This window comes from Arabiibacter massiliensis (assembly GCF_902386925.1).
GTDB classification, from domain to species: Bacteria; Actinomycetota; Coriobacteriia; order Coriobacteriales; family Eggerthellaceae; genus Arabiibacter; species Arabiibacter massiliensis.
The window spans coordinates 319,729-340,165 of the sequence record NZ_LR698996.1 but is presented as its reverse complement, the minus strand read 5'-3'; the positions used below and the strand labels follow the sequence as shown (position 1 = coordinate 340,165).

The window sequence follows — 20,437 nt, the reverse complement described above, 5'->3', positions numbered from 1 at the left end:
CATACGGTATGTTCCCAGGTCAGAATTGCATTTTTGCGCCGCTCGCGCGAAAGGCCGCGTCAACGCCGTGCGAAATCGGCCATGCGACAGGCTCCGGCGGCGCCGCAGGCGCGCGCGAGGGGCTCGGTGGCGTCGGTGATGCCGCCGAGGGCGAGCACGGGCGCGCCCGCCGCCTCGACGATCGCGCGCAGGAAGGCCGGGCCGCGACCCGCGACGCCCGGCTTGCACGAGGGCGCGAACACAGGACTCGCCACGAGGACGTCCGCGCCGAGCGCCCGGGCCTCGGCGGCCTCCTCGAGGCTGTGGACGCTCGCGAGCACGGCGGCGAAGCCCTCGGGGCGGCCCTGCGCGCGCAGCTGCGGCAGGGGCAGATGCACGGCGCGCGCCCCGAGCCGGCGGGCGACGGCGGCGTGGGTATGGACGGCGAAGGCGATGCCGGCCGCGGCGCAGGCGTCGGCCACCTCGGCCGCGAGGCGCGCGTAGGCGGCCTCGTCCAGGTCCTTCTCGCGCAGGATCACGGCGTCGATGAGGCCTTGCGCCGCGAGGAGCGCCACCTGGTCGGGCAGCGGGCGCGCGCAGGCGCGGCGGTCGGTGACGAACACGCGCCAGAAGCGGCCGCGCGCGCCCTCACACGAGCACATGATCGTTCATGACGGGCTCGAGCCCCATCGCGCGCAGGGCGGCGGACACGTGGGCCACGTCGCGCCCGTCGGCGATCTCGAACTGGTCGTCGCCCGCCTCCGCTCCGCCCGCGTGCTCGCCCACGCCCGTGGACACCCCGGCCGAGATCTTCGTGGCGGCAATCGTCATGGCGTGGTCGCGGAATCCCGCTCGCTCGCGCGAGGAGATGGTGATCCCCGCCTGCGGCAGGAACAGCCGGTAGGCGCACATCGCCTGGAGGAGCTGCCGCTCGCCCACCCCGCGGGACCTGAGGCCCTCCATGCCCGGCGCGGGCCGCAGCCGCGGGCAGGACAGCGACAGCTCCGCATGCGGGTAGGCGCGCTGCAGCAGGTGCGCGTGCAGCCCGCAGGCCAGCGCGTCGCGGCGGAAGTCGCCGAGCCCGAGCAGCGCTCCGAAGGCGACGCCGCGCATGCCGGCGGCGAGCGCCCGCTCCTGGGCCTCGGCGCGGTACGGGAACACGCGCTTGCGCCCGGCCAGATGCAGCCTTCCATAGAGCGCGGGGTTGTACGTCTCCTGGAACACGGTGACGTAATCGGCCCCGCATGCGTGCAGGCGCGCGTACTCGTCAACGTTCATCGGGTACACCTCGAGGCCCACCGTGCGGAAGCGCGCGGCGGCGAGCTCGACCGCCTCCGCGATGTAGCCGACGTCGGTGCGGGCACGATCCTCGCCGGTGAGCAGCAGGACGTCCTCGAGCCCCGTAGCCGCGATGGCGTCGAGCTCGCGGATCATCCCCGCGCGGTCGAGGCGCGCCCGGCAGATGTCGTTGTCGCGGTTGAAGCCGCAGTACACGCAGTGGTTGTCGCAGAAGTTCGCCAGGTAGAGCGGCGTGAACAGGTGCGCCGTCGTGCCGAACCAGCGCGTGCGGACGGCGCGGGCGGCAAGGGCCAGCTCCTCGAGCAGAGGCTCAGCCGCCGGTGCGAGGAGCGCGCCGAAGTCTTCGAAGGCCGGCATGTCGGCGGCGAGTGCGCGGCGCACGTCGGCCTCGCGCACGGCGTCGAAGTCGAAGGCGGCGGCGCGCTCGAGCACCTCGTCCAGCACCGGCGAGCCCGCCCCGTCCATGTCGGGCAGGTAGGCGAAGGGGTCGAGCCCCCGGTCGCGGGCGATGTCGGCGGCATCGACCTCAGTCAGGCGGGTGAAGCGCGGGATGTCCCAGGCGGGAGCCTTCTCGGTCACGGCCGGCCCCCTAGTCCGCCAGAAAGCCGGTCAGGGGCGAGGAAGCCTCGGCACAGTCGAGCACGCGCCCGAATCCCGCCAGGTAGGCCGCCCGTCCCGCTTCCACAGCGCGCCCGAACGCGGCGGCCATCAAGGCGACGTCGCCCGCCGTGGCCACGGCCGTGTTGGCCATGACGGCGGCCGCGCCCAGCTCCATGGCCTCGCAGGCCTGCGAGGGCCGCCCTATCCCTGCGTCCACGATGACGGGCACGTCCACCTCCTCGATGATGATGCGGATGAACTCGCGCGCCGCGAGGCCCTTGTTCGACCCGATGGGCGCCCCGAGCGGCATAACGGCCGCCGCGCCCGCGCTCACGAGGTCGCGCGCGCACGCGAGGTCGGGGAACATGTAGGGCAGCACCGTGAAGCCCTCCTCGGCGAGCAGCGCCGTGGCGCGCACCGTCTCGGCGTTGTCGGGCATGAGGTAGCGCGCGTCGCGGATGACCTCCACCTTCACGAAGTCGCCGCAGCCCATCGCCCGGGCGAGCCGCGCGATGCGCACCGCCTCCTCGGCCGTGCGCGCGCCCGAGGTGTTGGGCAGAAGCGTCACGCCCTCGGGGATGGCGTCGAGGATGCTGCCCTCCTGAGCGGTGTTCGCGCGGCGCACGGCCAGCGTCACGATCTCCGCGCCGGCGTCCTCCACGACCGCGCGCACGAGGTCGAGGTTGAACTTCCCCGAGCCCAGGATGAAGCGCGAGGCGAACGTGCGGCCGCCGAGCGACCACGTGTCGGGTTGGTATGCCATATCTCTCAGTCTCCTGTCTGATCTTCCAGTCCCAGCGCGAGGCGCACGACCACGAGCGCCTGCTGGGCGGCGCACAGGACCACGCGCGGCGCGTAGAGCGCCTCGTCGGCCACGTCCGTCGCGCCGTCGCCGCACACGTAGAGCCGCCGGCCCACACGCCGCGTGCGCACTTCGGCCGCCGGGCCCGCGCCCGCCATGCCGCTCGCCGCCACCACGGTGGTGCCCGGCGCCTGCGCGAGGAGGGCGTTCACGAGGTCGGCCTTGGCCGCGGGATCGTCGAAGGCCTCGCACACGATGCGCTCGCCCGAAAACAGCGCCGCCGCGTTGCCGGCGTCCACGCGCACCCGGTCGAGCGCCAGGTCGAGGCGCGGGTCGATGCGCAGCAGCTGCTCGGCGAGGGCGTCGGTCTTCGGGCGGCCCAAGTGCTCGCGGAAGTAGTGCTGGCGGTTGAGGTTGCCCTCGTCCACCACGTCGAAGTCCACGAGATGCAGCGCGCCCACGCCCGAGCGCGCGAGCATGACCGCGATGTGGGAGCCGAGGCCCCCGAGCCCGGCGATGCCGACGCGCGCCGCCCGCAGCCGCTCGCGCGCATCGGCGCCGATGCGGCTTGCGAGCGCGTCCATCAGCCGCCTCCCACGAACCGCACGACCTCCACCGCGTCGTGCGGGCCGAGCGTCCGCGCGCCGTACTCCTCGCGCGGCACGATCTCGCCGTCGAGCTCGCACGCCACGCGCCGCTCGTCGAAGCCCGCCGCCGCGAGCCATGCCGCCAGCGTGCCGCCGTCGGCCTCCGGATGCTCCTCCCCGTTCACCTTCGCCACGAGGCCCTCCTTCCCTGTTTCGGTCCCGAACGCAAAAAAGCGCATGCGAAGAAGCCCGCACCCGAGGTGGTGCGCCCCTTCGCACGCGCTTCGCGTGCTAGCCCCCCCCCCGCCCCCCCCCCCGCGGGAAAGGGGCGGCGGCAAGGCGATGCCGAGCCGTTTCGCGGGCGCAACCGGCGCGGGCGCGCGTTGCGGTAGGCTTCGCGGAAAGGGATTCCGACGAAAGGAGCATCCGATGGAGTACAAGACCGGAGACAAGCCCGGCCCGGGCAAGTACCGCTGCAAGAACTGCGGCTACATCGTGCGCATCAACGACGACGCCGAGCCGCTGCCCGCCTGCCCCAACTGCGGGCACCACGAGTTCGAGAAGGTCGAGGAGGACTGACGCTCTGAAGCTCTGCGCCGGCGCATGGAAAAGCCCCGCCGGGCAAACCGGCGGGGCTTCGATGTCGAATGGAGCGGACGACGGGGTTCGAACCCGCGACCCCGACCTTGGCAAGGTCGTGCTCTACCAGCTGAGCCACGTCCGCTTATAAGCTTTTCAATCCCCCGCTTCCGAAGAAACGGTTGGAGGCGACGCCCGGATTCGAACCGGGGGTGAAGGCTTTGCAGGCCTCTGCCTTACCACTTGGCCACGTCGCCCTGGTGCGGCGGATCGTCATGAAAAAGGCCGGCCAAAACTGTTGAGTATGACCGGCCTCTTAATGACGATGGAGCGGACGACGGGGTTCGAACCCGCGACCCCGACCTTGGCAAGGTCGTGCTCTACCAGCTGAGCCACGTCCGCGTCGCGAGGAAATATAATACTGGAACGCCCGCACTCGCGCAAGCCCCCATTTTTGATTTTTTCGGAACGCTCCCGCTCCCATCCAATGAAAAGGGCCTCCGATAGATCGAAGGCCCTTCTGGATTCACGTGGTGCGCGATGCAAGATTTGAACTTGCGGCCCCTACCGTGTCAAGGTAGTGCTCTCCCCCTGAGCTAATCGCGCACATGGTCGCTCGGCTCGGACGCATCCGCGCCAGCGAGCTGATATGTTACCAGAACACCGGGCGGTATCAAAGCCCCAATTTCAAAAAACCTTGGCGGCGGACCGCGGCGGACGGCCGAGACCCTAGAACCCTTCGAGCAGCCCCGGCACCTCGGCGAGCGAGCGCACGCGCTCGTAGCCGCAGCCCTCCTCCGCGTCGTGACGGTCGACGATCACCGGGCGCACCCCGGCCGCGGCGGCCCCGTCGCCGTCCGCGTCCGGCCGGTCCCCCACGTGCGCGCACGCGTCGGGCTGCACGCCCAGCCGCTCGCAGGCGAGGTCGAAGATCACGGGATTGGGCTTGCGGTATCCCTCGGCCGCGCTCGAGACCACCGTGTCGAAGTACGGCAGCAGCTTGAGGTCGCGCAGCAGGCCCTCGAGCTCGGCGTCCCAATTCGACACCACGCCCAGGGCGAGCCCCCGCTCCTTGAGCGCGCGCAGGCATCCCGCGACGTCGGCGTAGACCTCCCAGCCGGACGCATGGCGGTACGCCTCGTTCACCGCGAACGCCATCCCCTCCGCGTCGTGTCCGATGCCCGCCAGGTGGCACACGTAGCGGTACTGGTCGAGCCAGATGGCCGTCGACCCCTCGTGCGAGCACCAGAAGTCGCCGTCGCGCAGGTATTCCGCCTCGTAATACGCCTCCATCGCCGGCATGTGGCGCTCGAAGTCGCGCGCCGTGAGCGCATGCCCGCGCGCGGCCGCCACGCGGCCCATCGTCTCGGCCACCGTCGGGCGCGGCCGGATAAGCGTGGCGCCCACGTCGAAGAACACCGCCTCGATCATGCGATCCCCCTAGTCCACGTGCCCGTCGTCGGGCTCGATGTGCACAAGCGCCTCCACCACGTTCGGGAAGCGCTCCTCCACGACCTGCTCGACGCGCTCCGACAGGTCGTGGGCGTCCTTCACCGTCATCTCCGGCGCGACGAGCACGTGCAGATCGGCGTACACCTCGCCCTCCGTGCCCCTCGTACGGATGCGGTGCGCGTCGCGCACGCCGGGTACCGCCAAGACCGCCGCGCGCACGTCCTCCTCGGGGATGCGCGCCCGGTCCGACAGCGTGGCCAGCGCGTGCTTGAGCACATCGTAGGCCGTGCCCAGGATGGCGAGCGTCACCACGAGCGCCATGACGGGGTCGGCCATGGGGAACCCGAGCGCCACGGCCGCAAGGCCTGCAATGACGCCCACGGACACGAGCGCGTCGGAGAGCGTGTGGTTGGCGTCGGCCGCCAGCACCTCGCTCTTGTAGCGCTTCGCGCAGCGCCGCTCGTAGGCCGTCACGCCCAGGTTCACCGCCAGCGTGCCGATCATGACCGCGAAGGAGACCGGCGTGACCTCGGCCGTGTACGCTCCTGAGACGAGCTTGCCCACCGCGCTCGAGCCCACCTCGAACGCCGCCAGGAGCAGCAGCATCCCGATGGCCAGGCTCGCGTACGTCTCGAACTTCGCGTGGCCGTAGGGGTGGCCCTCGTCGGCCGGGCGCGCGGCGAGCGATATCCCGACGAGCCCCACCACGTTGCCGGCCGAGTCGAACACCGAGTGGATGCCGTCGGCCTGCATCGACGCCGAGCCGCTGATCGTGCCGTAGACGTACTTCGCTGCCGCCACCGCCAAGTTGAGAAGCAGGATGATCCAGAGCACCTGCCGGATGGAGCGCATGCGCGACGAGACCGCGTCCTTGGCTGCAAACGCCTTCGTCATTCCCTGCTCCTCCGCATCCGCTTTACCGGGCCCATATACGAAAAGGAGAGCCGCTTGGACTCTCCTTCTAACTTCGCTGGTGTCGGAGGCGGGATTTGAACCCGCACACCCGTTGTGTGGGCACTAGCACCTCAAGCTAGCGTGTCTGCCGTTCCACCACTCCGACAAAGGTTGCTCTGAAACGCAACGCAGGTTATTCTACCCGAACCCCCCTGCGTTGTGAAGGGCCTTTTTTCGCTAATTCGCGATCGACCCGTGCGGGTAGATGATCATGAGCACGATGAGCGACACCATGAAGATCACGGCGAACGCGATGGTGATGCGGTCGAGGTTCTTCTCGACGATGCTCGTGCCGGTCTGCGTGGAGTACACCGAGCTGGCGATCATGTCGGAGATGCCCGTGCCCTTGCCGGAATGCAGCAGGATGAACACGATGAGGCCCAGGCCCGAGACGACGAGCAGGATGAGCATGATGATGAGGAGCGGGTTCAAGGTTTCTCTCTTCTTTCGTTTGCAACCTATACGCAAGTTATCAAGTATAGCGGAACGAGTGGGCGCGGGCAAGCCGAATCCCCCGCCGCACGGCGCGCGTCCACAGGGAAGCCACGCCCGCGCCCAACAGATGTCCCAAATGGGGACAGTCCCCATCTGGGACATTTTGGCATAAAAGGGGACAGTCCCCTTTTATGCCATTCGGCTTCAGGCGAGGAGGCTTTGGCCGGTCATCTCGGCGGGCGCAGGCAGGCCCAGGAGCTCGAGGAGCGTGGGGGCGATGTCGCAGAGCGCGCCTTCGCGATCGGCGAGCGTGCGGCCGGTGCCGGCGAAGTCCGCGAGTACGAGCGGCACGGGAGCCGTGGTGTGGGCCGTGAAGGGACTGCCGTCGTCCGCCAGCATCTTGTCGGCGTTGCCGTGGTCGGCCGTGACGAGCGCGACGCCGCCCTTGCGCTCAAGCGCGGCGAGCACCTGGCCCACGCCCGCGTCGACCGCCTCGACGGCGGCCACGGCGGCCGGAATGACGCCCGTGTGGCCCACCATGTCGCAGTTCGCGAAGTTCACGATGTAGACGTCGGCCTCACCCGCGTCGATGGCGGCGGCCAGCGTGGCGGCCACGGCGGGCTCGCTCATCTCCGGCTTGAGATCGTAGGTGGCCACCTTGGGGCTCGGGACGAGCGAGCGCTCCTCCCCCGCCTTGGGCTCCTCGCGCCCGCCGTTCAGGAAGAACGTCACGTGGGCGTACTTCTCCGTTTCGGCGATGTGGTACTGGCACAGGCCCGCCTCGGCCAGCACGTCGGCCAGCACGTTGTCGGGGAACTCCTTGGCGAAGGCCACGGGTGCCGGGATCTCGGGGTCGTACTCGGTGAGGCACACGAAGCTCACCTGCGGGAACTGCGGGCGCTCGAAGCCCTCGAACGCCGGATCCACCAGCGCGCGCGTAAGCTCGCGGGCGCGGTCGGGACGGAAGTTGAAGAACACCACCGCATCGCCCTCGCACACCCCGCGCGCGTCGAGCGCCGTGGGCACGACGAACTCGTCGGTGACGCCAGCCTCATAGGACGCGGCCATAACCTCGGCAGACGTCGCATCGGTGCAGGGCTCGGCGGCTACGACGGCGCGCCATGCCTGCTCGACGCGCTCCCAGCGGTTGTCGCGGTCCATGGCGTAGTAGCGCCCGGAAATGCTGCCGATGCGCGCCTCGCACACATCGTCGGAAAGCTCGCGCGCGACAGCCTCAAGCTCCTCCAGGTAGCCCGCGCCGCTCTTGGGCGGCACGTCGCGACCATCCATGAAGCAGTGCACCACGATATGCCCCACACCCGCCGCCTTCGCCGCGCGCATGAGCGCGTAGAGGTGCTCGTTGGACGAATGCACGCCGCCGTCGGACACGAGGCCCATGAGATGCAGCGCCGCACCCAGCTGCGCGGCGGCCGCGAACGCCTCGCCGAGCACCGGGTTCGCAGCCAGCGAGCCGTCGGCGCAGGCGCGGTTGATGCGCGTGAGCTCTTGGAACACCACGCGCCCCGCGCCGATGTTGAGGTGGCCCACCTCGGAGTTGCCCATCTGCCCCTCTGGCAGGCCCACGGCCTCGCCCGACGCCTCGAGGCGCGTCCACGGGCGCTCCGCGAACAGCGCGTCGAGGTTCGGCGTGTCCGCAAGCGAGATGGCGTTGCCGGGGCCGGGCTCGGCCAGGCCAAAGCCGTCCATGATGATGAGGCAGGCGGGCAGCGTGAGGCTATCAGCTGACGCCGCACGGGATCCTTCGACTACGTTCACTTCGTTCACTCCGCTCAGGATGACAGAAGGGTCTTGTTCAGGATGACGGGGATCGTTACAGGCACGCCTTGATGAGCTGGACGAACGACTCGCACTTGAGGGCCGCGCCGCCCACGAGGCCGCCGTCGATGTTCGGCTGGGCCATGAGGCCGTCCACATTGCCCGGATTCATCGAGCCGCCGTAGAGCACGCGCATCTCCTCGGCAACCTCGGCGCCAAAGAGCTCGGCGAGCGTCGCGCGAACACGTGCGCACACGGCTTCGGCCTGCTCGGGCGTGGCGGTGCGGCCCGTGCCGATGGCCCAGATGGGCTCGTAGGCCACGACGCATTTCGCAGCGTCGCGCGCGTCCACGCCGGCGAACGCGGCGCGCACCTGCGCGGTGACGTACTCCTCGGTGGTGCCCTCGTCGCGCACGGCGAGCGACTCGCCCACGCACACGATGGCGTACAGGCCGCCCTCCAGAAGCGCCTTCACCTTGCGGTTCACGTCCTCGTTCGTCTCGCCGAACAGCTCGCGGCGCTCGGAGTGGCCCACGATCGAGCACGCGCAGCCGATCTCCTTGATCATCGGCACCGAGACCTCGCCCGTGAACGCGCCCTTCGGCTCCCAGTACACGTTCTGCGCGCCCACGGCGATCTTCGTCTTATCGAAGTCGAGCACGGTCTTGGCCGGCTTGAGGTCCACGTAGGGCGGGCAGATGACGATGTCGAGCGCCTCCGGCCACTCCTTCTCGTACTGATTGGAGATCTCCTGCGTGAGCACCACCGCCTCGGCGACGGTGTTGTTCATCTTCCAGTTGCCCGCCATCATTGGTTTGCGCGCCATGCGATCTTCCTTTCCTCGGGAATGGCATAAAAGGGGACAGTCCCCTTTTATGCCATTCTGCTAGTTCTTGAGCGCCTCGACGCCCGGGAGGGCCTCGCCCTGCACGAGCTCCATGGAGGCGCCGCCGCCGGTGGAGATGAACGTCATCTTGTCGGCCAAGTCGAACTTGTTCACGGCGGCCACGCTGTCGCCGCCGCCGATGACGGTGTCCGCCTCGGCGTTGGCGGCCACGGCCTCGGCCACGGCCCGCGTGCCGGCCTCGAAGGGCTGCATCTCGAACACGCCCATGGGGCCGTTCCAGAACACGGTCTTGGCCTCGGCCACGGCGTCGGCGTAGAGCTTGGCCGTCTCGGGTCCGATGTCGAGGCCCATCATACCATCGGGGATCTCGTCGACCGAAACCGTGAGCGTCTCGGCATCTTCGGCGAACCGGTCGGCGACGACCACGTCCACGGGCAGGAGCAGCTTCACGCCCCTCTCCTGCGCCTTCGCGATCATCGCAGCCGCGCGCTCCACCCAGTCCTCTTCCTTGAGCGAGGCTCCCACGGCCTTGCCCTGCGCGAGCAGGAACGTGAAGCACATGCCGCCGCCCACGATGAGCGTGTCGCAGGTGTCCATGAGCGCATCGATGACCTTGATCTTGTCCGACACCTTCGAGCCGCCCAGTATCGCCGCGAACGGGCGCTTCGGATTCTCCAGCATGCCCGTGAGCGTGCCCACCTCGCGCTGCATGAGGTAGCCCGCGTACGCCGGCAGGAGCGCGGCGACGCCGGCCGTGGAGGCGTGGGCGCGGTGCGCGGTGCCGAACGCGTCGTTCACGTACACCTGCCCGAGCGCGGCCAGCTCCTCGCAGAAGGCGGGGTCGTTCTTCTTCTCGCGCTTGTCGAAGCGCAGGTTCTCGAGCACCAGCACGTCGCCGTCGGCAAGCGCCGCGGCCTTCGCCTGGGCGTCCGGGCCCACCGTGTCGGCAGCGAAGGCGACCGGCTTGCCGATGAGCTCGGAGAGGCGCTGGGCGGCGGGGCGCAGCGAGAACGCCTCCTCGAAACCCTCGCCCGCCGGGCGGCCGAGGTGGCTCATGAGGATGACGCGCGCGCCCTGCCCCACCAGGCGCTTGATGGTGGGCAGCGCCGCGCGGATGCGCGTGTCGTCGGCGACGGCGCCGTCCTTAACGGGAACGTTGAAGTCGACGCGCACGAGCGCGCGCTTGCCGCGCGCGTCCAGCTCGTCGATGGTTTTGATATCGGCCATGGGGCCCTCCTTGTCCAAACGAAAAACGAGCCTGCCAAGGCAGGCTCGTTTGAGGGGATGCGGTTAGAGCAGGATCTTCACGAGGTCCTTCACGCGGTTGGAGTAACCCCACTCGTTGTCGTACCAGCTGATGCACTTGACGAAGTTGCCCTCGCCGCCCAGCACCATGGTGAGCTTGCTGTCGAAGATGGAGGAGTGCGGGTTGTCCACGATGTCGATAGACACGATGGGATCCTCGGTGTACTCCAGGATGCCCTTGAGCGAACCTTCGGCAGCGGCCTTCATCGCGGCGTTGATCTCCTCGACGGTGGCATCCTTCTCAAGCTCCACCGTGAGGTCGACCATCGAGCCGTCCGGCGTGGGAACGCGCGTGGCGAAGCCGTCGAGCTTGCCCTTGAGCTCCGGCAGCACGAGCGACACCGCGCGGGCGGCGCCCGTGGTGGTGGGGATCATGGACATGGAGGCCGCGCGGGCACGGCGCAGGTCCTTGTGGGGAAGGTCGAGGATCTTCTGATCGTTCGTGAACGCGTGGATCGTGTTCATGTAGCCGCGCTTGATGCCGAAGCTGTCCATGAGCACCTTCGCGAAGGGGGCCAAGCAGTTCGTCGTGCACGAGGCGTTGGAGATGATGTTGTGCTTCTCCTTGTCGTAGTCGCCGTCGTTCACGCCCATGACAATGGTGATGTCCTCGTTCTTGGCCGGCGCGGAGATGACGACCTTCTTGGCGCCCGCGTCGAGGTGGGCCTTGGCCTTCGTGGCGTCGGTGAAGAAGCCGGTGGACTCCACGACCACGTCGACGCCCAGCTCGCCCCAGGGGAGGTTGGCCGGCTCGCGCTCGGAGAGCACCTTGACCGCATGGCCGTCGGCCACGAAGCCGTCCTCGGTGACCTCGACCGTGTCGAAGGCGCGCCCGTGGATGGAATCGTACTTGAGCAGGTGGGCCATCGTCGGGATGTCGCCGAGGTCGTTCACGGCCACGACCTCGATCTCCGGATCGTTCGCCATCGTGCGGAACACCAGGCGGCCGATGCGGCCGAATCCGTTAATGCCTACTTTGATTGCCATGCGTATCCCCTTTCAGATACCTTGCATCAGAATTGCAGGAACGCCCCGATCATACCGGGTGTCGCCGCCCTGCGGCAAGCCCTATCTCGCCAGCGTATAAAAAAAGCAACCCGCCGGCCCGGCGGCGGACGCTCCCAACCGCTCGCCGAGCCGTTTGGCATAAAAGGGGACAGTCCCCTTTTATGCCATTTTTGAAGATGCCACTCGGGCGATGGTTCTGTCGCCGATTCCCGTCAGGCGACCGATCTGCCGAATAGACAGCCCGACGTCATGGAGGGCGACCAGGCACTCGTTCCTGCGCGGTTTCGGGAGAGCCTTCACCTCGTTCGCCGCGCACCCAAACGACTCCGCGAGAACAGCGGCGGCGACCTCGCCCATCTCCTCGTCAGGTATGCGGTGCCCGCCGCCAAGACGGTAACGGCCGGCGGCGTCCGCAGCCTGGAACGCGATGAGGGCATCCACGCCGCCGAGCATGTCCAGCACGATGGACGTGTCAGCGAGTTCGGCCTTTCCCACGTATTCGCGATAGCTGCTCCACCAGTGCTCGTCGACCGGGCAGACGCCAGCTTTCGCAGGGTTGTTGTGAATGTAGCGCACCGCTTCCAGCAGATAGGAATCGCTTTCAACGGGAAAGCTGGCGAACCGTTCTTGGAACACGTGGCCCGCATGCCCTCCCTTGCGGTTGAAACGTTGAGCGTACTTCGTCGCAAGGGCCTGCATCGCCCTGCTCAACTGCCTCGCGTCGTCGCGCAACAGCAGATGTACGTGATTGTCCATGAGGCACCATGCGATGACGACGACTTCCCTTTGAGCGAACTGCTCCGCAGCCGCGTCGATGAAGGCATGCCTGTCGAGATCGTCCTCGAAAAGAAGCTGCTTGCCGTTCCCGCGGAGCACCACATGGTAATACCCCGACTCCGAAACAGCCCTTGCAGAACGTGCCATGAAGTCCTCCTTTTCGTACACGTCGGTAAAATGGCATAAAAGGGGACTGTCCCCTTTTATGCCAAAATCAGCCTTTCGCCTCCTTGGCCAGTTGCTCGATGCGGCGGACGCGGTGGTAGACGGCGGATTTGGACAGCGGGGGGTTGGCGCGCTCGCCGAGTTCTTTGAGCGTGGCGTCGGGGAAGCTCACGCGCAGCTTGATGAAGTCCTGCAGCGCCGGCGGCAGATTCTCCATGCCGTAGGCGTCGAGCACGGTGCGGATGGCGAAGAGCTGGTCGACCGAGGCGTTCGCGGCCTTCGCCTGGTTGGCGATCTCGGCGTTGGTCATACGGTTCACGTCGTTGCGCACGCTCTTGATGACGCGCGCGTTCTCCATGGCAAGGGCGCTCTGATGCGCGCCGGCGAACGCGAGGAACTCGAGGATGGCGCTGCCGCTTTTGAGGTACACCATGAACGAGCTGCGCCTTTGCATGACGCGCGCGTTGATGCCCTTGCGCTCGAGCAGCTCGACGAGCCCCTCGGCCAGATCCTCCCCCTCCACGGTGATCTCGAAGTGGAAGTCGCCGCGCGGATCGGACACGAAGCCGCTGCCGAGGAACGCGCCGCGCAGGTAGGCCGCCGCGCAGCACTCCTTGGCCACGAGGTCGGGCTTCACACCCAGCTCGAGGCCCCCCTCGGGCGCGAGCACGCCCATGTCGGCGAGCGCCTCGGCCAGGCGCGGCTGCGAGGGCACCTCGATCAGGTAGTTCGGCGTCTTGTGCAGCACGCTGCGGCGCACCGTGAGGTTCGTCTTCAGATGGTACAGCTCGTGCAAGAGCTTGATGATGAGGCGCGCGACGGACGGCGCGTCGGTCGCGATCTCGATGCGGTACTTGCCCTGGCCGCTGAAGAACAGCGTGCCCTCGATGCGCACGAGCGCCGCCAGCGTGGCCTTCTCGCAGTGCGAGCAGATGGCGGGCACGCGGGCGAGCTCGTCCTTCACCTCTGCCGTGAACGACATAGCCTCAACACCCCCGCGAACGCGTCGCGCAGCGCGACGGGATCATGCCAGGTGGGCCGCATCGGGTCGACGAGGTCCCGCGCGATGACCACCGGGCCCTGCGCCTGGATGACCTGCACGTCATGATGGTCGATGCGCACCGGGCGCACGCGGCCGGAGAGCGCCGCGTCGGAGATGTCCGACGTGGAGGCGTGCTCGGGCTCGGCCCCGGTCACGGCGCTGAACAGGCCCGTCGCGGGGCTGTCGGGACGCAGGGGCACGGGCGTGTGCACCAGCATGTAGTCGAGGCACCCGCGCATGCCGTGGTCCATGAGCGCCTCCACGTGCTCGCGCGCGGTGAGGCCCCACGTCTCGCCCTGCATGTCGGCGAGCGAGCACACGAAGAGCGCGGCCCCCTTCGACGCGCGGATGGCGTCCACCACGCCGGGCACGAGCAGGTTCGGGATGATGGACGTGAACAGCGACCCCGGCCCCAGCACGATGAGGTCGGCCTCGCGGATGGCGTCGAGCGCGGGGCGGAACGGCACGATGGCATGGGATGCGCGCAGGTCGACCCGGTCGAGCGCCGTGCGCGAGTGGCACGCCACCGCCTGCCCCACGATGGAGCGGCCGTCGCGCGTGCGGGCCGTGAGCGTGACGCGGTCGAGCGTGGAGGGGTACACGTGCCCCCGCGCGCCGAGCAGCCGCTCGCAGATGGCGATGGCCTCGGGGAACGATCCGGCCGCGTCCTCGAGCGCCGAGAGCATCAGGTTGCCGAGCGTGTGGTTGCGCGCGAACGGGAAGCGGTACTTGAACGCCTTGGTGAGCGGGTCGTCGGCGTCGGCGGCCATCGCGGCGATGCATTTGCGCACGTCGCCGGGGGGCGTGACGTCGGCCTCCTCGCGGAGGATGCCCGTGGAGCCGCCGTCGTCGGCCATGGCCACGACGGCGCTCGTCTCAAGCCCCATGGACAGAAGCGTGCGGATGGACACCGGCGCGCCCGTGCCGCCGCCGATGACGACGGCGTGCAGCGCCGGCTGCGTGGGATCGAGCGGCTCGGGCCGCAGCGCGGCGAAGGCCGCGGTGGCCGAGGGGTCGTGGGTGAAGGGCTGCGTCGCCATGCGCCCCCCCCTAGCGCGCGGGCTCAGGCGCGGGCGCGGCATCGGCCGCCACGAGCTTGCCGTCGGCGCCCTCGGCGAGCGCGAGGTCGCGGTGCGCCACGCTCACGCGGTAGCCCTTCACCTTGAGGTAGTCGCCGGTGGACTCCGCGAGCGCCACGCTGCGGTGCTGGCCGCCCGTGCAGCCCACGGCGATGGCGAGCTGCTGCTTGCCCTCGGCCACGTAGCCGGGCATCACGCAGTCGAGCAGCGCGCGCCACCTCTCCAGGAACTCCTCGGTCTCCGGCCGGTACAGCACGAAGTCGCGCACGGGCTTGTCGAGGCCGGTAAGGCCCTTGAGCTGCGGCTCGTAGTAGGGGTTCGGCAGAAAGCGCACGTCCATGACGAGGTCGGCGTCCAGCGGCGCGCCGTGCTTGAAGCCGAACGAGTACACGCTGACGGACATGCCCTGCTGCTCGGTGCCCGGCGCGAAGAGCGCCCGGATGGCGCCGCGCAGCTGGGCCGGCAGCATGTCGGTGGTGTCGAGCACGTGATGGGCCGCCTCGCGCACCTCGAACAGGAGGTCGCGCTCGCGCTGGATGCCCTGCGCGATGGACGCGCCGTCGGCGCACAGCGGATGGCGGCGGCGGCTTGACTTGTAGCGCGCGACCAGCTTCTCGTCGGCCGCATCGAGGAACAGGATGCGGTAATCGATGCCCTGGCCCTTCAGCTTCTCGAGTTCGGCCGTGAGGCTGGCGAAGAAGTCGCGGTTGCGCGCGTCGCACACCACGGCCAGCCGGCGCTTCTCGTCGGGCTGGCCCGGCATGCCGGTGAGCTCCAGCAGGTTCCCGATGAGACTGGACGGCAGGTTGTCCACGCAGAAGTAGCCCAGGTCCTCGAAGGAGTGCATGGCCTCGGTGCGTCCGGCGCCGCTCATGCCGCTGACCACGACCAGCTCGGGCATGTTCTCCAGCTGGGAGGTTTCTTCGCTCATGCTATCGTCCTTCCGTTGTCGCATCATCGTCCTGCGCCGCCGCTTCCGATGCGTCGGCCGCCTCGGCCTCGCCGCCCACGACGCGCTCGTCTTTCCGCTCGCTATTATACTGCTTGAGCACGCGGAACAGCTCCTCGGCCACCTCTTCGGGCACCACGCGGGCCGCCTTGATGTCCTCGAGCGTGGCGGCCTTGAGGTTCCGAAACGACTTGAAGTGCGCCATCAGCGCCTTCTTGCGCACGGGGCCCATGCCCACCACGTCGTCGAGGATGGAGGCCGTCATGCCCTTGCCGCGCAGCTCGCGGTGGAACGTGATGGCGAAGCGGTGGGCCTCGTCGCGGACCTGCTTCACCAGGTAGAGCGACGCCGAGCCCGAGGGCAGCACCACGGGGCCCGTGTCCTGCCAGGGCACGAACAGCTCCTCGTCGCGCTTGGCCAGGCCGCACATCGCGATATCACGCACACCCATCTGGTCGAACATCTCGAGCGCCGCCGACAGCTGCGGCTTGCCGCCGTCGAGAATGATGAGGTCGGGCTTGCTGCCGAAGCGCTCGTCGGCCATGCGCTCGGGCGCGTAGCGGCGGCTCATGACCTCCTGCATGGACAGGAAGTCGTTCGCCTCGTCGAGCGGGGTCTTTATCTTGAAGCGGCGGTACTGGTTCTTGTCGGGCTTGCCGTTGGTGAACACCACCATCGAGGCCACCGTGTAGGAGCCGTGGATGGTGGAGATGTCGAAGCACTCGATGCGCAGGGGCGGCTCGTCGAGGGCGAGCGCGCTCTCCAGCTGCAAGAGCGCGTTGTTGATGCGCTTGTCGTCGTAGTTCGTGCGCACCTTGTAGCGCATGAGCGTGTGCTTGGCGTTCGTCTCGGCCATGCCCACGAGCTCGGCCTTCTCGCCTTTTCGCGGTGCGGTGAAGCGCACCTTCGCCCCGTGGGGGCTGGCCAGCTTCTCGGTGAGCCACGCCTCCATGGCCTCCTTATCCTCGGGCTCGTCGCGCAGGATGACCTCGTGCGGGATGGAGGTGGTGGCGTCGTAGTAGCGCAGCAGGAACATGTGCAGCAGGTCCTGGTCGGGCACGTCCTTGCCGCGGTTCAGCACGAACTCGTTCGAGTTGATGATGCGGCCCTCGCGCACCATGAACACGTGCACGCCCGCCACCGTCTCCTCGCGGAACAGGCCCACCACGTCGGCGTCGAGGTTGCGCGCGGACACGGCGTGCTGCCTATCGGTGAGGCCGTTGATGGTGTCGATGCGCGCCTTCATGCGGGCGGCGCGCTCGAAGTCGAGCTCGACGGCGGCTTGCCTCATCTCGGCGGTAAGCTCGTCGACGAACTCGCGGTGCTGGCCGGACAGGAAGCGCTCGATGCGGCGCACGTTCACCTCGTACTCCTCGGGCGTGATGCCGCCGCAGCAGGCGCCGGGCCCCAGGCCCACGTGCGCGTCGAAGCACGGGCGCGCATCGCGGTCGAGGAGCGCAAGCGGGTTCTTCTCCAGGCGGCGCTTGAGCTGCCGCCAGTCGGCGCACGACGTGGCGCACAGGGGAACGACGCGCCGCGCGATGTCCACCATGTCGCGGGCGGCGCGGCTATCGGTGTAGGGGCCGAAATACTTGGTGTCCGCGCGGTGCTTCTCGCGCGTGTACTTGATGGCGGGAAACACGTCGCCCTTGGTGAGCGCGATGAACGGGTAGGACTTGTCGTCCTTGAAGTCGGCGTTGAAGAAGGGGCTGTGCTGGTTAATGAGGTTCTTCTCCAGCACGAGCGACTCGTGCTCGTTCTCCACCACGATGTAGTCGAAGGAGTCGATCTGATCCACGAGCAGCGGGATCTTCGCGCGCTCGTCCTGGAAGTTCACGTACTGGCGCATGCGGGCGCGCAGCTGCTTGGCCTTGCCCACGTAGATGACCTGGCCGGACTTGTCCTTCCACAGGTACACGCCCGGAAGCGCGGGCACGCTGGAGAGCTCCTGCTTGATGCGCTCGAGCTTGGCGCGCTGAGATTCGGGCGCCGCGGGGCCGTCCGCGTGCTCGCGCACGGCGCGCTCGAGCGCGGGCCGGCGGCGGCCCTCCCGCTCGAGGCGCTCGGCGGCCTCGGGATCGAGCTCGGGCTCGGTCGCAGGCTCGAGGCGCTCGAACCCGCCCGCGTCGCCGTCGGAAAACTCGCCCCAGCCGCTCTCTTCGTCTATCGTGTCGCCTTCGAAGGCGTTCTCATGCAATTCATCCATGGCACGAGTATAGCAAACCCCCGCTGCCCGCCAACTGCGGCTGTCCTCTTGCAAACAAATGTTTCACGCGAAACATCCACCGTCGAAGAGCCGCTGTCGCCCGAAACGTACGGTTTTAGGCGAGATTCCGTACGTTTCGGGCGACAACGCCCTCGCGAACGAAAGTTTTGCTCACTCGACAATGAGAAGAACAGGTTCTACAGCACAAATGTTTCACGTGAAACATCTTGTCGGCATCTTCGACCAAAACACACGCCTCGGGTGCTTGTTGCGTGTGTTTTGGTCGAAGATGATGATCTTTCCAGACGGAAACTGCTTTCGATAAACGAGGCGACAATGTAGCCTCCTTCAGGCTTGCTCCAGCTTGACTTTGAACGAGATGGTGCGGGGCGTGTCCAGGCCGTCGAACGCCACCTCGTAGGCGCGCTTCTCGGGGTCGACGGCAGCCACGCGCCCGGTGCCGAACGTCGCGTGGCGCACGCAGTCGCCCACGGAGAAGCGCGCGTCGCGGACGAGGTCGGCTATCCAGCGGTCGGTAAGCGCGTAGGCGGCGCGCGCGTCGGTCATCTGGGAGTCGGAGGGCCGGTTCGAGAACTCGAGCGCCTCCGGGTCGATGTCGAGCAGGAAGCGCGACGGGTAGCGCGGCACGCCCTCGTGCGAGCGGCCCTCCGCCTCGGTGAGGTACAGCCCGTCGCGCGCCCGGGTCATGGCCACGAACGCCAGGCGGCGCTCCTCCTCCATGCCCTGCGGCGTGCTCGTCTTGCGCGACGGGAGCACGCCCTCGCTCATCGAGCAGAGGAACACGTGCGCGAATTCCAGCCCCTTCGCCGCATGGACGGTCATGAGCCGCACCTTATCCTGCGCATCATCCATCACGTCGGCGTTCGTGAGCAGGGCGACGTGGGCCAGGTAGTGCTCGAGGGTTACTTCCTCGCCGCACGTCAACTCGAACTCGTAGATGGACTGCTTCAGCTCGGCCAGGTTGTCGAGCCGCTCCTGGCTGCCCTCGGTGCGCAGCATGCGCTCGTAGCCGCTCTCCGACAGCACGGCCGCCAGCACCTCCGACACCGGGCGCCCCTCGTAGGAGGCGCGGAAGCGCTCGACCAGATCGAGCAGTTGCCGTGCCTTCGTGCGCTTGAACATTTCGTCGTCTGCCGTGAGCGCGAGCGCCTCGTACAGGCTGCACCCCCGCTCGTCGGCTTGCTCGCGCAGAAACGCCATGCGCCGCTGGCCGAGGTTGCGCTTTGGCACGTTCGCCACGCGCGCGAAGTCGAGGTCGTCCCGGTAGGCGATAAGCCGCAGGTACGAAAGCGCGTCCTTGATCTCGCGGCGGCCGAAGAACGGCACGCCGCTGTGCACCGCGTGGGGCACTTCGGCGCGCAGCAGCGCCTCCTCCACCGGACGAGATGCGTAATGGGCGCGGTAGAGCACCGCCATGTCGCGGTACGCCACGCCCTCGCCGTGCAGCGCGAGGACGCCCTGGGCGATCCATGCGGCCTCTTCGGACGCGCTCTTGGCATGGTGCCACACCGTGGGGCCGTGGGCCGAGCGCGCGGCGACGAGGCGCTTGGGCATGCGCTCGCGGTTCTTCTCGATGAGCGAGTTCGCGACGGTCACCACGCGCGGCGCCGACCGGTAGTTCTCCAACATCATGACGGTGCGCGTGCCCGGGAAGCGCTTATCGAAGTCCAGCAGGAAGCGCACGTCCGCGCCGCGCCAGGTGTAGATGGTCTGGTCGGGGTCGCCCACCACGAACAGGTTTTTATGGTAGCCGGCCAGCACCTCCATGAGATCATGCTGCAGGCCGTCGATGTCCTGGAACTCGTCGACCATGACGTACTCGAGCCGCCTTTGCCACTTCGCCCGGATGTCCGGGTTCTGCCCGAAAAGGTGCAGCACGAACACGATGAGGTCGTTGTAGTCCAGTCCGAAGCACTTCTTCTCCTGGTAGAGGTAGCCGTAGAAGATGATGTCGTTCGCGGTGGTCGCGTCGAGGTACTTCTGCCGCAGGCCCTCGAGCGGCATGGCCAGCATGTCGCGGTAGTAGTCCTGCCGATGCTTCGTCTTCATGGCCTCTATCATGTCGCGCGCCTTCGCGAACGTCATGTCGCGCAGCGTGAGCCCGCGCTCCTCGTACACGGTTTGCAGCATGGCGTCGATGTCGGCGTTGTCCAGCACGAGGAAGCTCTTCGGGTACTGGAGGGCATGGGCGTCCTCCTGCAGCACCGACACGCAGAAGCCGTGGAACGTGTTGATGTAGCCGGTGTCCCTGTCGCCCGTGAGCCGCCGGATGCGCCGCCGCATCTCGCCGGCCGCCTTGTTCGTGAACGTAGCGCACAGGATGTTGCCCGGCATGATGCCCAGCTCGTTCACCAGGTAGGCGAAGCGCTCGGTGAGCGCCCGCGTCTTTCCCGTGCCGGCGCCCGCGATCACGCGCACGTACCCCTCGGTCGCCGTGACGGCCTCGAGCTGCGCCGCGTTCAGGCGCGGCGCCGCGCCCCCACAGCCGAGTCGGGCGTGCATCGTTTTCTCGATCATCTGTTCCATATGAACAGTGTACCAGAAAAACGGACGGATGTTCCCACTTTAGAGAAGA

Annotated in this window: 19 protein-coding genes and 5 tRNA genes; 1 reads left to right on the top strand and 23 read right to left on the bottom strand. The window is 68.1% G+C overall.

What is annotated here, in order from left to right:
* Positions 1-59: 59 nt before the first annotated feature.
* The 5 genes from FX134_RS01410 to thiS are packed head-to-tail and all read right to left on the bottom strand — an operon-like array spanning position 60 to position 3,461.
* Positions 60-641 carry a thiamine phosphate synthase gene (locus FX134_RS01410; protein WP_080797191.1) on the bottom strand — a complete coding sequence of 194 codons (582 nt, stop codon included), beginning with the start codon at positions 639-641 and terminating at the stop codon, positions 60-62.
* Positions 628-1,857, bottom strand: a complete 1,230-nt coding sequence (gene thiH / locus FX134_RS01405; RefSeq protein WP_080797190.1) for a 2-iminoacetate synthase ThiH — start codon at positions 1,855-1,857, stop codon at positions 628-630. The genes FX134_RS01410 and thiH overlap by 14 nt, the downstream gene beginning before the upstream one ends.
* 10 nt (positions 1,858-1,867) lie before the next feature.
* Positions 1,868-2,641 carry a thiazole synthase gene (locus FX134_RS01400; protein WP_080797189.1) on the bottom strand — a complete coding sequence of 258 codons (774 nt, stop codon included), beginning with the start codon at positions 2,639-2,641 and terminating at the stop codon, positions 1,868-1,870.
* 5 nt (positions 2,642-2,646) lie between these two features.
* Positions 2,647-3,264, bottom strand: coding sequence for a sulfur carrier protein ThiS adenylyltransferase ThiF (thiF, locus tag FX134_RS01395; RefSeq protein ID WP_080797188.1), 618 nt, complete (start codon positions 3,262-3,264; stop codon positions 2,647-2,649).
* Positions 3,264-3,461, bottom strand: a complete 198-nt coding sequence (gene thiS / locus FX134_RS01390; protein WP_080803631.1) for a sulfur carrier protein ThiS — start codon at positions 3,459-3,461, stop codon at positions 3,264-3,266. Before thiS ends, thiF begins: the two co-directional genes overlap by 1 nt.
* Before the next feature lie 235 nt (positions 3,462-3,696).
* Between thiS and FX134_RS14985 the strand changes: the two genes are divergently transcribed.
* Complete coding sequence (locus FX134_RS14985; protein ID WP_080797187.1) at positions 3,697-3,846, top strand: zinc ribbon-containing protein; 150 nt, start codon at positions 3,697-3,699, stop codon at positions 3,844-3,846.
* A gap of 69 nt (positions 3,847-3,915) precedes the next feature.
* On the opposite strand, the gene FX134_RS01380 is transcribed toward FX134_RS14985, so the two are convergent.
* From FX134_RS01380 to FX134_RS01295, 18 genes are all read right to left on the bottom strand, one after another.
* Positions 3,916-3,991, bottom strand: a tRNA-Gly gene (locus FX134_RS01380).
* A 38-nt stretch (positions 3,992-4,029) separates the two neighbouring features.
* A tRNA-Cys gene (locus FX134_RS01375) sits at positions 4,030-4,103 on the bottom strand.
* Positions 4,104-4,172: 69 nt separating this feature from the next.
* A tRNA-Gly gene (locus FX134_RS01370) sits at positions 4,173-4,248 on the bottom strand.
* A 129-nt stretch (positions 4,249-4,377) separates the two neighbouring features.
* Positions 4,378-4,452 (bottom strand) — tRNA-Val (locus tag FX134_RS01365).
* Positions 4,453-4,575: 123 nt separating this feature from the next.
* Complete coding sequence (locus FX134_RS01360) at positions 4,576-5,277, bottom strand: HAD-IA family hydrolase (protein WP_080797186.1); 702 nt, start codon at positions 5,275-5,277, stop codon at positions 4,576-4,578.
* Between the two features lie 9 nt (positions 5,278-5,286).
* Positions 5,287-6,192: a cation diffusion facilitator family transporter gene (locus FX134_RS01355; RefSeq protein WP_080797185.1), complete on the bottom strand. Its 906-nt coding sequence runs from the start codon at positions 6,190-6,192 to the stop codon at positions 5,287-5,289.
* Positions 6,193-6,269: 77 nt separating this feature from the next.
* Positions 6,270-6,358, bottom strand: a tRNA-Leu gene (locus FX134_RS01350).
* Positions 6,359-6,429: 71 nt separating this feature from the next.
* The gene (gene secG / locus FX134_RS01345; RefSeq protein ID WP_080797184.1) at positions 6,430-6,684 is read right to left on the bottom strand and encodes a preprotein translocase subunit SecG; all 255 of its coding nucleotides are present in this window, start codon (positions 6,682-6,684) and stop codon (positions 6,430-6,432) included.
* A gap of 207 nt (positions 6,685-6,891) precedes the next feature.
* Positions 6,892-8,463 carry a 2,3-bisphosphoglycerate-independent phosphoglycerate mutase gene (gpmI, locus tag FX134_RS01340; RefSeq protein ID WP_080797183.1) on the bottom strand — a complete coding sequence of 524 codons (1,572 nt, stop codon included), beginning with the start codon at positions 8,461-8,463 and terminating at the stop codon, positions 6,892-6,894.
* A 55-nt stretch (positions 8,464-8,518) separates the two neighbouring features.
* Positions 8,519-9,289 (bottom strand): triose-phosphate isomerase, encoded by a 771-nt coding sequence (tpiA, locus tag FX134_RS01335; protein ID WP_080797182.1) that lies wholly within the window; start codon positions 9,287-9,289, stop codon positions 8,519-8,521.
* 60 nt (positions 9,290-9,349) lie between these two features.
* On the bottom strand, positions 9,350-10,537 hold the full coding sequence (locus tag FX134_RS01330; RefSeq protein ID WP_080797181.1) for a phosphoglycerate kinase: 1,188 nt from the start codon (positions 10,535-10,537) through the stop codon (positions 9,350-9,352).
* Positions 10,538-10,600: 63 nt separating this feature from the next.
* Complete coding sequence (gene gap, locus FX134_RS01325; protein ID WP_080797180.1) at positions 10,601-11,602, bottom strand: type I glyceraldehyde-3-phosphate dehydrogenase; 1,002 nt, start codon at positions 11,600-11,602, stop codon at positions 10,601-10,603.
* A 180-nt stretch (positions 11,603-11,782) separates the two neighbouring features.
* Positions 11,783-12,547, bottom strand: coding sequence for a transposase (locus tag FX134_RS01320; RefSeq protein WP_080797179.1), 765 nt, complete (start codon positions 12,545-12,547; stop codon positions 11,783-11,785).
* 67 nt (positions 12,548-12,614) lie between these two features.
* Positions 12,615-13,547 (bottom strand): DNA-binding protein WhiA, encoded by a 933-nt coding sequence (gene whiA / locus FX134_RS01315; RefSeq protein ID WP_080797178.1) that lies wholly within the window; start codon positions 13,545-13,547, stop codon positions 12,615-12,617.
* Entirely contained in the window at positions 13,526-14,647 is a 1,122-nt protein-coding gene (locus FX134_RS01310) for a gluconeogenesis factor YvcK family protein (RefSeq protein ID WP_080797177.1), read from the bottom strand. Before FX134_RS01310 ends, whiA begins: the two co-directional genes overlap by 22 nt.
* A gap of 10 nt (positions 14,648-14,657) precedes the next feature.
* On the bottom strand, positions 14,658-15,617 hold the full coding sequence (rapZ, locus tag FX134_RS01305) for an RNase adapter RapZ (protein WP_080797176.1): 960 nt from the start codon (positions 15,615-15,617) through the stop codon (positions 14,658-14,660).
* Between the two features lies 1 nt (position 15,618).
* Positions 15,619-17,841 (bottom strand): excinuclease ABC subunit UvrC, encoded by a 2,223-nt coding sequence (uvrC, locus tag FX134_RS01300; RefSeq protein ID WP_232050806.1) that lies wholly within the window; start codon positions 17,839-17,841, stop codon positions 15,619-15,621.
* Between the two features lie 348 nt (positions 17,842-18,189).
* Positions 18,190-20,379 (bottom strand): ATP-dependent helicase, encoded by a 2,190-nt coding sequence (locus tag FX134_RS01295; protein ID WP_172623328.1) that lies wholly within the window; start codon positions 20,377-20,379, stop codon positions 18,190-18,192.
* Positions 20,380-20,437: the final 58 nt, after the last annotated feature.